General features: G+C 40.5%; 13 protein-coding genes, 8 tRNA genes and 1 other RNA gene. 11 read left to right on the forward strand and 11 right to left on the reverse strand.

Annotation, left to right across the window (positions count from 1 at the left end):
- Positions 1 to 148: 148 nt before the first annotated feature.
- From FN809_RS15285 to ffs, 9 genes are all read right to left on the reverse strand, one after another.
- A tRNA-Gly gene (locus FN809_RS15285) sits at positions 149 to 224 on the reverse strand.
- A gap of 129 nt (positions 225 to 353) precedes the next feature.
- Positions 354 to 430 (reverse strand) — tRNA-OTHER (locus FN809_RS15290).
- Positions 431 to 470: 40 nt separating this feature from the next.
- Positions 471 to 547, reverse strand: a tRNA-OTHER gene (locus tag FN809_RS15295).
- A 40-nt stretch (positions 548 to 587) separates the two neighbouring features.
- A tRNA-OTHER gene (locus FN809_RS17790) sits at positions 588 to 664 on the reverse strand.
- A 157-nt stretch (positions 665 to 821) separates the two neighbouring features.
- A tRNA-Thr gene (locus FN809_RS15300) sits at positions 822 to 895 on the reverse strand.
- A 7-nt stretch (positions 896 to 902) separates the two neighbouring features.
- Positions 903 to 985, reverse strand: a tRNA-Tyr gene (locus FN809_RS15305).
- A gap of 45 nt (positions 986 to 1030) precedes the next feature.
- Positions 1031 to 1107 (reverse strand) — tRNA-OTHER (locus FN809_RS15310).
- 40 nt (positions 1108 to 1147) lie between these two features.
- Positions 1148 to 1221, reverse strand: a tRNA-Thr gene (locus tag FN809_RS15315).
- A 1-nt stretch (position 1222) separates the two neighbouring features.
- An RNA gene (gene ffs / locus FN809_RS15320) (signal recognition particle sRNA small type) lies at positions 1223 to 1321 on the reverse strand.
- A gap of 358 nt (positions 1322 to 1679) precedes the next feature.
- Between ffs and FN809_RS15325 the strand changes: the two genes are divergently transcribed.
- The 3 genes from FN809_RS15325 to FN809_RS15335 are packed head-to-tail and all read left to right on the forward strand — an operon-like array spanning position 1680 to position 3927.
- On the forward strand, positions 1680 to 2198 hold the full coding sequence (locus FN809_RS15325) for a DUF4199 domain-containing protein (RefSeq protein WP_142534408.1): 519 nt from the start codon (positions 1680 to 1682) through the stop codon (positions 2196 to 2198).
- 27 nt (positions 2199 to 2225) lie between these two features.
- Positions 2226 to 3194, forward strand: coding sequence for a glycosyltransferase family 2 protein (locus tag FN809_RS15330; protein WP_142534409.1), 969 nt, complete (start codon positions 2226 to 2228; stop codon positions 3192 to 3194).
- Positions 3181 to 3927: a class I SAM-dependent methyltransferase gene (locus tag FN809_RS15335; RefSeq protein ID WP_142534410.1), complete on the forward strand. Its 747-nt coding sequence runs from the start codon at positions 3181 to 3183 to the stop codon at positions 3925 to 3927. The genes FN809_RS15330 and FN809_RS15335 overlap by 14 nt, the downstream gene beginning before the upstream one ends.
- Positions 3928 to 3935: 8 nt before the next feature.
- On the opposite strand, the gene miaA is transcribed toward FN809_RS15335, so the two are convergent.
- Both miaA and FN809_RS15345 read right to left on the reverse strand, forming a co-directional pair.
- Entirely contained in the window at positions 3936 to 4877 is a 942-nt protein-coding gene (gene miaA, locus FN809_RS15340) for a tRNA (adenosine(37)-N6)-dimethylallyltransferase MiaA (protein WP_142534411.1), read from the reverse strand.
- 74 nt (positions 4878 to 4951) lie between these two features.
- On the reverse strand, positions 4952 to 5491 hold the full coding sequence (locus FN809_RS15345; RefSeq protein ID WP_142534412.1) for an IS1096 element passenger TnpR family protein: 540 nt from the start codon (positions 5489 to 5491) through the stop codon (positions 4952 to 4954).
- A 303-nt stretch (positions 5492 to 5794) separates the two neighbouring features.
- On the opposite strand from FN809_RS15345, the gene FN809_RS15350 reads away from it, so the two are divergent.
- From FN809_RS15350 to FN809_RS15385, 8 genes are all read left to right on the forward strand, one after another.
- The gene (locus FN809_RS15350; RefSeq protein ID WP_142534413.1) at positions 5795 to 6256 is read left to right on the forward strand and encodes a c-type cytochrome; all 462 of its coding nucleotides are present in this window, start codon (positions 5795 to 5797) and stop codon (positions 6254 to 6256) included.
- 63 nt (positions 6257 to 6319) lie between these two features.
- Positions 6320 to 7561: a PLP-dependent transferase gene (locus FN809_RS15355; RefSeq protein WP_142534414.1), complete on the forward strand. Its 1242-nt coding sequence runs from the start codon at positions 6320 to 6322 to the stop codon at positions 7559 to 7561.
- Between the two features lie 25 nt (positions 7562 to 7586).
- A complete protein-coding gene (locus tag FN809_RS15360; protein ID WP_142534415.1) occupies positions 7587 to 8789 on the forward strand; it encodes a BamA/TamA family outer membrane protein in 1203 nt (400 codons plus the stop codon).
- 149 nt (positions 8790 to 8938) lie between these two features.
- Entirely contained in the window at positions 8939 to 9367 is a 429-nt protein-coding gene (locus tag FN809_RS15365; protein WP_142534416.1) for an RrF2 family transcriptional regulator, read from the forward strand.
- Between the two features lie 215 nt (positions 9368 to 9582).
- Positions 9583 to 10500, forward strand: a complete 918-nt coding sequence (gene cysK / locus FN809_RS15370; protein WP_142534417.1) for a cysteine synthase A — start codon at positions 9583 to 9585, stop codon at positions 10498 to 10500.
- Positions 10501 to 10664: 164 nt separating this feature from the next.
- Entirely contained in the window at positions 10665 to 12458 is a 1794-nt protein-coding gene (locus FN809_RS15375; RefSeq protein ID WP_142534418.1) for an assimilatory sulfite reductase (NADPH) flavoprotein subunit, read from the forward strand.
- A gap of 305 nt (positions 12459 to 12763) precedes the next feature.
- On the forward strand, positions 12764 to 14488 hold the full coding sequence (locus FN809_RS15380) for an NADPH-dependent assimilatory sulfite reductase hemoprotein subunit (RefSeq protein WP_142534419.1): 1725 nt from the start codon (positions 12764 to 12766) through the stop codon (positions 14486 to 14488).
- Positions 14489 to 14553: 65 nt separating this feature from the next.
- The gene (locus tag FN809_RS15385) at positions 14554 to 14784 is read left to right on the forward strand and encodes a DUF2061 domain-containing protein (protein ID WP_142534420.1); all 231 of its coding nucleotides are present in this window, start codon (positions 14554 to 14556) and stop codon (positions 14782 to 14784) included.
- The last annotated feature ends 9 nt before the right edge of the window (positions 14785 to 14793 follow it).

Raw genomic sequence — 14793 nt, forward strand, 5'->3', positions numbered from 1 at the left:
TAAACTCATATATGGTAGCCGTGATATACCGTTTCACGGAACTACCTTAAAAAGCATCTTTTTTTGAATTCGTGTTTTTAGAAACACAAGAAAAGATACAATTTTAGGTATAAAAAAAACCGACTGAATACGCTTCAATCGGTTTGCATGGAGCGAAAGACGGGGATCAAACCCGCGACCCTTAGCTTGGAAGGCTAATGCTCTATCAGCTGAGCTACTTTCGCATTAAATATATGAACCAATAGAGGGACTCGAACCCACGACTTTCCCGTGTTACACAACGGGATGCTCGAGGCAGGGAATCTATATCGGCAATACTTTGATTCAGTTTCCTATATTTCGGAAACATAATGAGCCAATAGAGGGACTCGAACCCACGACCTTCCCGTGTTACACAACGGGATGCTCTAGGCAGGGAATCTATATCGGCAATACTTTGATTCAGTTCCCTACGTTTCGGAAACATAATGAGCCAATAGAGGGACTCGAACCCACGACCTTCCCGTGTTACACAACGGGATGCTCTAGGCAGGGAATCTATATTGGCAATATTTTGATTCAGTTTCCTACATTTCGGAAACATAATGAGCCAATAGAGGGACTCGAACCCACGACCTTCCCGTGTTACACAACGGGATGCTCGAGGCAGGGAATCTATATTGGCAATATTTTGATTCAGTTTCCTACATTTCGGAAACATAATGAGCCAATAGAGCGACTCGAACCCACGACTTTCCCGTGTTACACAACGGGATGCTCGAGGCAGGGAATCTATATCGGCAATACTTTGATTCAGTTTCCTACATTTCGGAAACATAATGAGCCAATAGAGGGACTCGAACCCACGACCTGCTGATTACAAATCAGCTGCTCTAGCCAACTGAGCTATATTGGCACTATTGTGGGGAGAGCAGGATTCGAACCTACGAAGTCGTAAGACAGCAGAGTTACAGTCTGCCCCAGTTGGCCGCTTTGGTATCTCCCCAATAAATATTTTTTAAAAAGCTTTCAACGTTTTTGAAAACTTATGAGCCAATAGAGGGACTCGAACCCACGACCTTCCCGTGTTACACAACGGGATGCTCTAGGCAGGGAATCTATATCGGCAATACTTTGATTCAGTTTCCTACGTTTTGGAAACATAATGAGCCAATAGAGGGACTCGAACCCACGACCTGCTGATTACAAATCAGCTGCTCTAGCCAACTGAGCTATATTGGCGGGTGGGTAAGCTACCTGCATCGCACCGCTCAACCATCTACCCTTGCTGCCGTCAGGCCCTGGGGGAATTCAACAGGAGCTGGTCGTACAGGACTTACCCGTGCGTTAGCGGATGCAAAAATAGACAAAAACATATACCCCGCAATACCAAAACCGAAAAAAAACAAACTATTTTTTGCTCTTGCAATTAAAGTCTTTGGTATCAGAGGCTTGGTGTTTGAAATTATTTTGCAATACGATAGCTTAGGATTCCCACAGTCCACGGTGTCCGATTTGTACAATTTTTTTACATTTTCGTGCTTATTGGCGTAAAAATAGCTACTGTTTATTAAGGCTATGGAAACAACTCCTTAATATTTTATACACTATGTATCATTTTTTACTCCTTTTATGAGTAACAATTTATCTCAAATCTTATCTTTGACAAAATTCTATACTTAACTTTAAAATCTTACATTATGGAACAATCGGCTTCAAAATCGTCAACAGTTTATACTTATGGTCTTTATCTGGGTATTGCTGCTATTGTGTTTAGTTTAATTACCTACTACGGTGGTATGCTTGGAAATACTTATTTCGGCTATCTAGGTTTCGTTATAAGTATTGTGTTTATTTATTTAGGACTTAAGGCCTATAAAGAAAATGAGAATGGCGGATATTTAAAATACGGACAAGGCGTTGGTATAGGGGTACTCATTTCGTTGGTAGGTGGTATTGTATCGAGCATTTTTACTTTTGTGTTTTTTGCTTTTATCGATCCTGCAAAGCATACCGAAATGATGGCGATAGTGCAAGAGCAACAATTGGAAGCCGGCGTACCTGCGGCTCAGCTGGAACAAATGGATGGAATGATGAGTGCCATGATGAGCCCAACTGCAATGGCTATATATGGAGTAATAGGTTCTGTGATAGGTGGACTTATCATCTCCCTGATAATAGCTGCTATACTTAAAAAAGATCCGGAGCCTGAATTTTAATCAGCCTGGAATAAAATTATTATTGTAATGAATTTATCCATCGTAGTGCCTCTTTTTAACGAAGAAGAATCGTTAGATGAGCTATATAATTGGGTAAGGGGAGTCTTGACTCCCCTTAATATTTCCTTTGAGGTTATTTTTATCGATGACGGGAGTAACGATACCTCCTGGCAAGTAATTGAAAAGTTGAGCGCAGAACACCAAGCAGTAAAAGGGATAAAGTTTCGACGAAATTATGGCAAGTCGGCTGCCTTGTACGTTGGTTTTGAAGCGGCGGTGGGAGAGGTGGTGATAACTATGGATGCCGATCTGCAGGATAACCCCGACGAACTACCCGAGTTGTACCGTATGGTTAAAGAAGAAGGCTACGATTTAGTAAGTGGATGGAAAAAGAAAAGGCACGACCCGCTTGGAAAAACCATACCCAGTAAATTCTTTAACTGGACTGCCCGGCATATCTCCGGTATCAATCTGCACGATTTTAACTGTGGCTTAAAAGCCTACCGTAGCGAAGTAGTAAAAAGTATTGAGGTATATGGCGAAATGCACCGCTATATCCCCATCTTGGCCAAAAGAAATGGTTTTAGCAGGATAGGTGAAAAGGTGGTGGTACATCGCGAAAGGCAATATGGTGTTTCAAAGTTTGGAATAGAGCGATTTTTGAAAGGTTTTTTAGATTTGTTATCCCTAACCTTCATTTCTAAATTTGGTAAACGCCCCATGCATTTGTTCGGTAGTTTGGGTACATTAATGTTCGCTGTTGGTTTTTTTGCAGCGTTGTATCTTGGTATTCATAAGCTGTACGCAGTTTACCATCATATTAATCAGGCATTGGTAACAACGAGCCCCTATTTTTATATTGCTTTAACGAGTATGATAATCGGAACTCAATTATTTTTGGCGGGTTTTTTAGCCGAGTTGGTTTCACGCAACAATACGGAGCGAAATAAGTATCAAATAGAAAAAAAAGTAAATAAACAAGATGACATTTTATAGTTCGATTGCAAAAGCCTACGACCAGATTTTTCCCTTGAACAAAGCACAAAGTGATTTTATGGAGGCATTATTCCCTACCTTGATGGATAAAAAAGTTTTGGACTGTGGCTGTGGAACGGGCAGTTTGGCTATTGAGTTGGGAAGAAGAAATGCAAGCGTGGAAGCTTTTGACCTGGATGAGGCCATGATAACTAAAGCAATAAAGAAGTGCCCACAGGCTTTAAATGTGCGCTTTACAACTAATGATTTGCTTAGCTTTGCAACTGATTATAAACCGGATAGTTTTAATTTGGTTTATTGTTTAGGTAATACCTTGCCTCATTTGCCATCACTGAAAGACGTTGCACACTATTTTAACGAGGTGTTGCAGGTTTTAAAAACAGATGGTTATCTGGTAATGCAAATAGTTAACTACGATAGGGTCTTAAATGATAAGGTGGTTGAATTACCTACCATTGAAACAGAAGATTACTCATTTGAGCGTAATTACATTCCTGAACCCAACGGCGTAATTCAGTTTTCAACGGTGCTGAGGGATAAGCAGCGCGATGAATCTTTTACGCAATCCGTACCTCTTATACCTATATTAAAAGAGGAAATTAAAAATATGCTATCAAAATATTTTACAGACATACAGTTTTTTGCCTCCTTTAAAAAGGATGCCTGGCGTAAAGATTCGTTTCATACTATTGCGGTGGCCAAAAAAGCACCGGGCCACACTTGTAAACCGTGAGGAATGAATTAAATCGATTTGCCCGGTGCTCCTGTTTTTTGTTCTATAAAGCTAATCATTTTATTTAACTCGCGCGGATTAAACCAAGTAATTTCTTTATCGCGCTTAAACCACGATAGTTGTTTTTTGGCATAACGGCGTGTGTTTCTTTTTATAAGCTCAATGGCTTTTGCTTCATCGTGCTTGCCATCAAAACAATCAAATAGTTCTTTGTAGCCTACCGTATTTAGTGAGTTGAGATTTTTATATGGATATAAGCTTCGTGCTTCACTTATGAGGCCTATTTGTATCATCTTATCCACCCGTTTGTTGATGCGCTCGTAAATTTCTTCTCGTTCAGTAGCTAAGCCTATCTTTGCTATATTAAATGGTCTTTTTTTTATCGTATTGGTGCGCAACTTGCTATAGGGTTTACCGGTCATCAGGCATATCTCCACAGCATGTATAAGCCTTTTGTGGTTCATTAGGTCTACTTCTGTGTAAAAAACAGGATCCAACTGTTTTAGTTGCCTTCTGATAGATTCAATTCCTTCGTTCTGATATTGATTTTTCAACTGCTCACGAAGCTCTTCGTCAATGGTAGGTAAATCGTCGATACCCTTGCAAACGGCATCAACGTACATCATTGATCCTCCGGTCATTACCACTTGGTTATGCGCGGCGAACAAGCTTTCGCAGAGAGCCAGCGCATCTTGCTCAAATTCCCATGCGCTATAATATTGATGTATAGAATGTGTACCTATGTTATGATGCTTGGCAGACGCCAGCTCTTGGGGTGTCGGTGTAGCAGTGCCAATGCTGAGTTCCTTGAATATCTGCCTCGAGTCGGCCGATATAATCTCGGTGTTAAAGTGATTGGCAATGGCTATGCTGCTTGTGGTTTTGCCAATTCCCGTGGGGCCAATAATAACGATAAGTGTTTTTTCAGATGGAGTATTATTGTGCGCCATTTAATATATAGTTTTTATATGCAATAGTTGGTGCCCTAATTATATAATTTACGAATAGGGTAAGTTAAATATTTTTAGTAATCGTCCAGGTCGTCGGTATAGGATATTAAAGGATCATTAAAGTCATCGTCGTCACCAAAATCATCATCATAAGGGAGGTTTTTTTTAGTTGCTGAGGATTCGCCCATCGTTGCCTCCAGTAAACTGCTCATATCCAATTGTTCCGGAGCATTACCTTTTTCCTGGGTGCATTTGGGTTTGGGACATTCTGAGTGGGAGATTTTATCCATTTCGATAAACAGGTTACGATCGTTAAAAAAATCAAAGGTGTAAATCATTCTTTGCTTTTTATCCGATAGCAATTGCTTTAGTGTGGTTTCCGACATAATAAGGGAAGCGTCCGATTCCTCGATGGCCATGTCCATTAGTGTAATTTCCTTATCCTTGTGCCACGCATCATCGGTAGTGAAAAATGAAGCCATCTGGCTGGGGTCAAAATTTAATGTTTTCTGAATAAAATGATGCAGTTCTAAAAATGTTGCGTCTCCGCTTATTTCTATTTCTCGTAAAAAATCGTCGTCTTCTGCCGATATTATTCTTAACCTAATTGTCATTCTTGTTTTTTTGGGTTGGCAAATCTATAAAAATTCGAATCTAATTGTAATGTAAACCCAAACCGTATTATATTGCCGAATATTTATTGCTGATTTTATTATTGTTGGCTAAAAAACATTTTTCTTTGCCTAATGTTTATTGGCTACTGTTCTGGTACAAAAAGCACCATAAATGTTAAGCAGGTGTTTCAATGCAATACGCTGTATTTATCGTAGCTTTTCTGTGGATATAACGGTGGTAGAAATAAAAAGTTATAAATAGGTTTATATTGTTTGGCATTTTTATAAAAATTTAAATATTCTATGAAATTTTTGACTTTTATTAGTGTTCTAATTTTATTTATCGGTTCAATTGCTTGTAAGCAGAATACAAACGATACAAATTCTTCAGATGCCGGAAATACACTTGGTACAAGTCCTGCCTCCTCAATAAAAAACAGAAATAGCCGTTTTGATGCAGGTAAATTGGTTTACGACAGAAACTGCAAAGTATGTCATCAGGCAAATAGGATGGGGATGCCCCGGGTTTATCCGCCGCTAAAAAATACGAAGAGAGTTAATGGCGATAAAGACTATTTGATAGATATTATGCTCAATGGCATGAGTGGCGAAATAATCGTAGAGGGTATCAAATACAATGGGGTTATGGCCGCGTATCGTAACCTGAGCAATCAGCAGATTGCTGATGTACTTAACTACATAAGAAGCGATGGACAGGCTGCCAATGATTTGGTGACACCCGCGGATGTAAAGCAAAAAAGATAAGGTGAAAAATCATGACAGGGATGCACTATATTGTATACATCCTTGCGCAAAAAAGAATAGATAATGGCAAAAAAACAAGGATATACCACAAGCTCTGTGCATACTCCATTTGTTAAAGATGATGCCTACAGCGCCTTGCACATGCCCATTTATGATGGGGTGGCGTATGAGTTTGAATCGTCGTTGGAAATGGAAAAAGTATTTACCGGTCAAAAGGTGGCACATGTCTACAGTAGAACCTCCAACCCAACCGTGGGGTATTTTGAGGAAAAATTAAAAAGGATTTCAGGAGCAAAAAATGCAATGTCTTTTTCGTCCGGTATGGCGGCAATAACTACCACTTTGCTATCTATTGTGCCACCGGGTGGTAATATTGTTTCTTCCAATCAGCTCTTTGGGCACACTTATGCCTTTTTAAAAAGCACCATTCAAAGATGGAATATTCAGGTTAAGTTTGTCGATATGAATAACCTGGCCCAGGTCGCAGCAGCTATCGACAAGCAAACAGGACTTTTGTTTTTCGAGACTATCACTAATCCACAACTGGAAATATTTGACATTGAAGCATTGGCAGCTTTAGCGCACAGCAACAATATACCATTGGTAGCCGATTCCACGCTTACTCCGCCCTATGTTTTTAACTCATTGGATGCCGGCGTTGATGTGGAGGTGATATCTACCACCAAATTTATTTCGGGTGGGGCGGCGGCTGTGGGGGGTGCCATATTAGACAACGGTAGCTTTGATTGGTCCAATTCTTTGGCATTGAAGGAGTGGGATACCAACTTTCCGGGAAATGCCCTTATGGCCAGGATACGAAAAGAAATGTTTCGTCACTTGGGAGGCAGCATGACAGCTCACACAGCTCATTTCTTAATCTTAGGACTGGATACTTTAGCTTTAAGAGTAGATAGATGCGTGGAGAATTGTATGGCCCTGGGTAAGTATTTTGAACAACATACGAAGGTTGTAGCGGTGAATTATCCAGGATTAAAATCAAGTGTGGGATATGCCAGGAGCAAGAAGTATTTTTCGGGAAAACCCGGAGCTGTTATGACCATCGACTTAAAAACGAAGGAAAGTTGCTATCAATTTATGGATGGGCTGAAAATGGTGCGCAGGGCAACCAATTTAAATGATAACAAAACGCTCATCATACATCCCTCGTCAACCATCTATGCCGAGTTTTCTGATACGGATCGGGAAAATATGGCCCTTCGCGATACAATGTTAAGGCTGTCGGTGGGCATAGAAGATGTGCAGGATTTAATAGAAGATTTTAAACAGGCCTTTTATATAGTGTGAGCTCGAAAGCCTAAATCAAGGAAGTATGAAATTGACCGGCTATTTGGTAATTAAAAAAAAGGCGCTTGTTCTCGGATGTTTATTTGGGTTGTTAAAATTTACAGTAAACGCGCAGACGGACACTTTAAGCCATGCCGATAGGACCGGTATAATGCAGAGGGTAGCCAATTTTGCGGATTGGGGCGTTGACTTGATTACTTTCAAAAAAGAAAACTATACTTTTTTTTTGCTGCCTGTTATGGCCTATGAAGAGCGCACAAAGTTGGCAATTGGTGTAATGCCTGTGTGGCGCTTTTATCTGGGAAAAGGCAAAGCTGGCCGGCATCATGAGGGCTTGTACTACAGGCCTTCCAATGTTTCACCTTCTTTAGTTACATCCACTACCGGAATGTATCAGTTTGAATTTAATTCGGACTTCTATTTTATAAAAGATTGGTATATTCAAAGTAAATGGATTTACCAATGGATGCCCGATAAATACTATCCCGTGGGCAACGATGTGGATAAAACCTTGTATTCGGATGTAGATATAAAAAAAATTGAGTTTGCGGGCAGGTTGATGAAAGGGCTTAACAAAGAGGTTTTTGTGGGGCTGAATTATGATGTGGGTTTTTACGATGTAAAAAATAAATATGCTAACAACTTAACTGCGGATATAGCAGGTTTTAATGGGCAAAACGTGGTGGGGGGTGGACTCGTAGTTAGTTACGATAGTAGAAACAGTATTGTGTACTCCAATACCGGCAGTTTTGTAAGCGTGGCTCACCTTTGGTATCCCAAAAAATTAGGTGATTTTGCTTTTTCTACATTAACGTTTGACGCGCGTCATTTCTTTAAATTGGGTTCCCGGGGTAAAGTATTGGGTGCCCAGTTGTATATTAAATCAGCTACAGGTAATATACCTTTTTATCGTATGCCGGTGCTTGGCGGAAAAAATCTTTTCCGAGGAATTGCCCAGCCCTATAAATATATGGATAAAAACAGTATGTACTTGCAGGCTGCCTATCGCTCGCCTATATGGTGGCGATTGGGCTACGAGGTGTTTGCCGGTGCCGGTAGGGTGCACTCCCAATGGGATGGCTCCTTGTTGAAGCATATGCACCTAATGGGAGGCCTGGGTTTAAGAGTAAAAGTTTTGGAAGAAGAAGGGCTAAGTGTCCGATTTGACTATGGTATGTCTACCACTGGTGATACAGGATTGTTTTTTACGTTAGGCGAAGCCTTTTAAGAAAGTAAGACCGGTTTCATAATCATACTTAAATAGTATCCTATTGTGCATGGGTATTGTATTGTTAGCTTCTATTTTGTTGAACTTTATACGATTATTTAGGTTTTAAGACATATAGCTTATGTATGTGTTAATTAAAAAAGACTGTTATGAAATTTTCCAAAAAAACAGAATACGGATTGCGATTTCTGCTTTCGTTGTCCGAATTGGGTGATGATAAATTCATGGGAATTTACCATATTTCCTTACGTCATGCAATTCCGATGAAGTTTTTAGAGGCCATTGCCGTACTACTTAAAAAGGCCGGATTGTTGGAAGTGAAAAAAGGTGCCGGGGGAGGTTACAAGTTAAAACACAGTCCGGAAGAAATCTCCCTGTTAATGGTCTTTGAATGTCTGGAAGATACCTATAAAAACGAGCTCAACGTTTCTGGTGATATGAGCAACAATCAAAAAGCCGTTACCTTGGTACTCAATCAAACGATTACTGATGTAAAGGCCTTGCTGGCGCAACGAACCTTGGCGGATATCCAAAAGGAATACAAAGATTTGAATGCAAGTTTGATGTACTACATTTAGCCTATTGGTAAAGTAGGAATAAAAAATAGCAAAGGATTGCATTCGGTATGTGCAGATATTCAGAGAATTATGACTATTGAGGGTTTTTAATCCCGGCTTAAACATACTAATTTAGTAGCTTAAAGTAGCGCTTAGCCCTTGTTTAGTTAACAATCAAACAATAGGTTTGTAGCCATAAATAAATAATCTATCGCAAATCATTAAATTTATTAACCATGAGTAAAATTGCCAACAGTATAGTCGAATTAATAGGAAAAACACCATTGGTACAAATAAATCGTTTAAATGAAGGTGGAGCTCAAATTGTTGCCAAACTTGAGTATTTTAATCCGGCCAGTTCGGTTAAAGACCGCATTGCACTTGCCATGATTGAAGATGCCGAGCGCAGCGGAAAGCTCGATAAGGATACGGTTATCGTAGAGCCTACCAGTGGAAATACAGGTGTGGGCTTAGCCTTTGTGGCAGCAGTAAAAGGCTACAGGCTTATTTTAACTATGCCCGAAAGCATGAGCATGGAGCGCCGAAAGCTGTTAAAGAAGTTTGGAGCCGAATTGGTTCTGACCCCGGCGGCTCAAGGTATGAAAGGTGCCATTTCGCAGGCTCAGGGAATTGCCGATGAATACGGAAAGGCTTTTATCCCACAGCAATTTAATAACCCGGCCAATCCATCGATACATAGATGTACAACAGCACATGAAATCTGGAACGATACAGATGGTAATATCGACGTTTTTGTTGCAGGGGTAGGTACGGGTGGTACCATAACCGGTGTGGGAGAAGAGTTGAAGGCGAAAAATTCATCTATCAAAATTGTGGCGGTAGAACCGGTAGATTCAGCGGTAATTTCAGGTGGAAAGCCCGGACCGCATAAAATACAGGGTATTGGAGCCGGTTTTATTCCCCCCAATCTAAACACCGAGGTTATCGACGAAGTAGTACAGGTAAGCAACGAAGATGCCCTAAACACCTCGCATCGTGCAGCTAAAGAGGATGGGCTTTTGTGCGGTTACTCATCTGGTGCGGCACTGTGGGCAGCAAACGAAATATCAAAACGTCCGGAGTATTCCGGTAAGCGTATTGTTGTGTTGTTGCCTGATACAGGCGAAAGATACCTCAGTAGTTTCGAAATATAAAAATCAAAAAGGATTAAATAACTTGTCTTTAAAAGCATGGGCATCCATAGCAGCGTTTGTTCGTGCTTTTTTAAAATTCAATTGTTAAATCGTTGTTATTTAAATAATTGGCTTGTCGCAGATGAGCTGAAATGTAATTGTTATGTGAATTTTTTAATGAAGATATGATTCAAGGGTTAAATAATATTTTTACGGAGGAGCAAATTAACAATGCTAAAAAACTGTTGGACTCCTTAAATACCGAACAAAGGCTTTATCTGTCGGGTTATTTGGCAGGTTTAAATCAATCCGGCGCCTTATCGGAAGGTTTTTCTGCAAATATCAACCAATCAAATCCGGATAAGGAGGAGGTAAAAACTACTCAACTTACCATACTTTATGGTACACATACGGGAAATTCGAAATTGTTGGCAGAACAAGCGCAGGGTTTAGCTCAAGCTAAGGGGATTGAGGTTAGCGCAATAAGTTTGCAAGAGTATCGTGTACGAAAACTTAAGGACGAAACCAACCTGCTGGTTATAGTATCTACGCATGGCGAAGGGGATCCGCCGGTTTCGGCTGAAGCATTTTATGCCTATATATTCGGTAAAAAGGCACCTAAATCAAATAACCTAAACTTTGCGGTAATTGGATTGGGCGATAGTAGTTATGCTAAATTTTGTCAAACAGGAAAAGATATTTTTAAACAGCTAAATGCGCTTGGTGGCAATGCTGTACACGACTTTATTGGGCTTGATGTGGATTTTAAGGATACCATAGCCGATGTATTACCTCAGGTAGTTGCTAAGTTCGGTGGTAGTAAAGGAAATGGCAAGGCAGCTGTTTCAGCATCCGTAGTACAAAACGACCTGGCCAGCGATGCATGGGTAGAAGTTGAAGTGCTGGAAAAAATACTGCTGAACGGAAAGGGATCGGACAAGGAGACTTACCATATAGAGTTAGATATAGAAGGAACCGGACTAAGCTATCATCCAGGAGATGCGCTGGAGGTACAGGCCAAAAATAACCCAACCCTGGTAAGGGATATCCTGGCTAAATTAAATATCGACGAAAACGATATAGTGGATATTGCTGGTGTACAAATGTCCATAAAGGATGCTTTAACTTCCAGTTTTGAGTTAACGGTGGTTACTGCTCCGGTTATTAAAAAATATGCCGAAAAGGCAAAAAGCCAGGTCTTGGATAATTTGGTAACCAATGATCCGATGCTACAAGACTATTTGTATGGTGCCGATTTTTTGGATGTGATTACGGATTATCCTGCCCGGCTTGATGCAAGCGAATTAGCAACTCTTCTCCGAAAACTACCCACCCGCCTGTATTCTATTTCGTCAAGCTATGCTTATAACCCCGACGAAGTTCATATTACGGTGGGTGCAGTTCGCTATCAGCTTAATCACCGGGAGCACCTGGGTGTCTGCTCAGGTTATTTGGCCGACACAATCAACGAAGGCGATATGTTAATAGTACGTGTTAAACCCAACATGGGCTTTAAACTTCCGGTGGATAATGATGTGCGTATGGTAATGGTTGGCCCAGGAACGGGTATCGCACCGTTTAGGTCCTTCCTGCAAGAACGTGAAGCAAAGGATGCTGGAGGTAAAAACTGGCTTTTCTTTGGCGATCAGCATTTTGAAACAGATTTTTTGTATCAGACCGAATTGCTTAATTATCGTAAAAAAGGCGTTGTAGCCAAGCTTGATGTAGCTTTTTCGCGCGATCAGCAAGAAAAGGTATACGTGCAAGATCGCATGCGCGAAAATGGGGAAGAACTTTATCGTTGGCTGAACGAAGGAGCACACTTTTACTTGTGTGGTGATATGAAAAGGATGGCCAAAGACGTAAAAGAAACTTTATTGCATATTGTAAAAAAATATGGACAACTAACGGATGAGCAGGCCCTGGAGTACTTTACAAACTTGAAACTGAAAGGTCGTTTCCAGGAAGATGTTTATTAATCCAAGCTCGGTTATGTCTGTTTTTTTTGACGGTAAAAGAAAGTAAAAGCCGCTCTAGCTCTAGGCGTACCAAGGCGGCTTAAGAAAGGGATATCTAATCTACCTGCATACGGCTCATGCCCATACTCAGGGGTTTTAATGTGCGCCACGAGTTCAATAGTAACACAACCTAAAGTATTAGTAGTAGAGAAGCGGAGGCCCAGTGTCCATGCTAAAACTTAGGCGCACAAATTGGGCTTTTCCTATCAGGGTACATGGTAACTTACTTTAGTTTAAAAAGTATATCCAAAAATTATAAAAATAATATGGCAGAAATAAATAACAACGAAATATTTCCCACCTGGAACCTGTCCGAAGTGGAGGGAATTAAAACAAAAAGCAATTATCTGAGGGGTACCCTGAAAAAAAGCTTGGACGACATGGCTACAGGTGCACTAGCCGAAGATGACACACAACTGATAAAATTTCATGGAAGCTACCAGCAAACCGATAGGGATATGGAAGCGGAGCGAAAGCGCAAGAAGCTTGAGCCTTTGTATAGTTTTATGATTCGGACTCGTATCCCGGGAGGAGTGGCAAGTGCCGGTCAATGGGCAATATTAGATGAGCTGGCGACAACACATGCCAATAACACTTTAAAGCTTACCACACGTCAGGCATTTCAACTTCATGGTGTTATCAAACGAAAACTTAAAGAAACCATGCAGCAAATAAACGAATCGCTGTTGGATTCAATTGCAGCCTGTGGCGATGTAAATCGTAACGTGATGTGTACTACCAATGAGGCACTCTCTCCTTTGGTTCCGGCAGCCTACCAATTGGCAAAGGACATTAGTGCGCATCTGTTGCCAAAAACCAGTGCTTATCACGAGATATGGCTCGACAAAAAGCTCCTGGTAAGCGGTAAAGAAGATGAGGAACCTATTTACGGCAAAACGTATCTGCCTCGAAAATTCAAAATTGCAATTGCCATACCGCCTTATAACGATACGGATATTTTCTCCAATGATTTGGGTTTAATTGCGATAGGAGATAAAGATAAGCTCGAAGGATTTAATGTGGCTATTGGTGGTGGATTAGGAATGAGCTTTTCCGAGCCCGGAACCTATCCAAGATTAGGTGATGTAATTGGTTATGTGCCTTACGATAAGGCAATTGCAGTAATTGAAGAGGTGGTTAAGCTGCAAAGAGATTATGGCAACCGCGAAAATAGACGAAAAGCAAGGTTAAAATATACCATGGACAGTATTGGGCCTGAAAAATTTAAGGCTTTGTTAGAGAAGCGCCTTGGTTATACGTTAGACAAAACCAGAAAGTTTAAATTTAAAAGCAACGGCGATTTTTTTGGCTGGAAGAAGGCCAAAAGCGGAAAATGGTTTCTTGGTTTGTACATAGAGCACGGAAGGGTAAAAGATGAACCGGAATATCGTTTAAAAACAGGGTTAAGAAAAATTGCAGACCTCAATAAATGCGATTTTAGGCTAACCGGAAATCAAGGCCTGGTATTAGGAGCAATTAAAGAAGAAGATAAAAAAGAAATAGCTGCCCTTTTAAAGGAATACAATATTTGGCCTAAGGAAAATATCAGTGGAGCAAGGCAGCATGCCATAGCCTGTGTAGCACTCAACACTTGTGCCATGGCTTTTGCCGAAGCAGAGCGGTACCTGCCTTCGCTGATGGAAAAGATAGAGCTAATATTGGCTCAGTGTAACCTGACACATGACGACCTGCTGATACGAATGACGGGGTGTCCTAATGGCTGCGGACGTCCTTTCTTGGGAGAGATAGGACTTGTAGGACGTTCTTTAGGAAAATACAACATGTATCTTGGGGCAGGTTTTGCCGGCGACAGACTCAATACATTGTACAAGCAAACACTGGGTGAACAGGAAATATTGGAGGAGCTGAAAGTGCTGCTGCCCCGCTATGCCCAAGAAAGAAACGATGGTGAAAGGTTTGGCGATTTCGTGGTTAGGGCAGGAATCGTAAAGCCCGAAAAAGAAATTAATTTCATAGTCCCTTTTCAATAATATACTGTCATTTACGCTAACGTTTGAGTGAAATAGTAATTAAATAAAACTTTATATGATTTCAGATGAAAGAAAAACGATATAGAACCTTACTAAAAACAATTTCGTGGAGGTTGACCGGAACCATGGATACCTTTTTAATTTCTTACTTAATTACAGGCAAAGTAGGATTGGCACTTTCTATTAGTGGGGTAGAGGTGTTTACCAAAATGATATTGTATTATTTTCACGAAAGGACATGGAACAGAGTAAAATACGGAAAAGAAAAACTCTCCCGTCCTGAATATTATATTTAAACTTATAAT

Source organism: Saccharicrinis carchari (assembly GCF_900182605.1).
Lineage (GTDB): Bacteria > Bacteroidota > Bacteroidia > Bacteroidales > Marinilabiliaceae > Saccharicrinis > Saccharicrinis carchari.

What these genes read in the sequence shown, in the direction of transcription:
- FN809_RS15335 (WP_142534410.1), top strand. Translation starts at nt 3,181, where the DNA reads ATGACATTTTATAGTTCGATTGCAAAAGCCTACGACCAGATTTTTCCC.
- FN809_RS15330 (WP_142534409.1), top strand. Translation starts at nt 2,226, where the DNA reads ATGAATTTATCCATCGTAGTGCCTCTTTTTAACGAAGAAGAATCGTTA.
- FN809_RS15355 (WP_142534414.1), top strand. Translation starts at nt 6,320, where the DNA reads ATGGCAAAAAAACAAGGATATACCACAAGCTCTGTGCATACTCCATTT.
- cysK (WP_142534417.1), top strand. Translation starts at nt 9,583, where the DNA reads ATGAGTAAAATTGCCAACAGTATAGTCGAATTAATAGGAAAAACACCA.
- FN809_RS15325 (WP_142534408.1), top strand. Translation starts at nt 1,680, where the DNA reads ATGGAACAATCGGCTTCAAAATCGTCAACAGTTTATACTTATGGTCTT.
- FN809_RS15365 (WP_142534416.1), top strand. Translation starts at nt 8,939, where the DNA reads ATGAAATTTTCCAAAAAAACAGAATACGGATTGCGATTTCTGCTTTCG.
- FN809_RS15375 (WP_142534418.1), top strand. Translation starts at nt 10,665, where the DNA reads ATGATTCAAGGGTTAAATAATATTTTTACGGAGGAGCAAATTAACAAT.
- FN809_RS15380 (WP_142534419.1), top strand. Translation starts at nt 12,764, where the DNA reads ATGGCAGAAATAAATAACAACGAAATATTTCCCACCTGGAACCTGTCC.
- FN809_RS15350 (WP_142534413.1), top strand. Translation starts at nt 5,795, where the DNA reads ATGAAATTTTTGACTTTTATTAGTGTTCTAATTTTATTTATCGGTTCA.
- FN809_RS15345 (WP_142534412.1), bottom strand. Translation starts at nt 5,491, where the DNA reads ATGACAATTAGGTTAAGAATAATATCGGCAGAAGACGACGATTTTTTA.
- miaA (WP_142534411.1), bottom strand. Translation starts at nt 4,877, where the DNA reads ATGGCGCACAATAATACTCCATCTGAAAAAACACTTATCGTTATTATT.
- FN809_RS15385 (WP_142534420.1), top strand. Translation starts at nt 14,554, where the DNA reads ATGAAAGAAAAACGATATAGAACCTTACTAAAAACAATTTCGTGGAGG.
- FN809_RS15360 (WP_142534415.1), top strand. Translation starts at nt 7,587, where the DNA reads ATGAAATTGACCGGCTATTTGGTAATTAAAAAAAAGGCGCTTGTTCTC.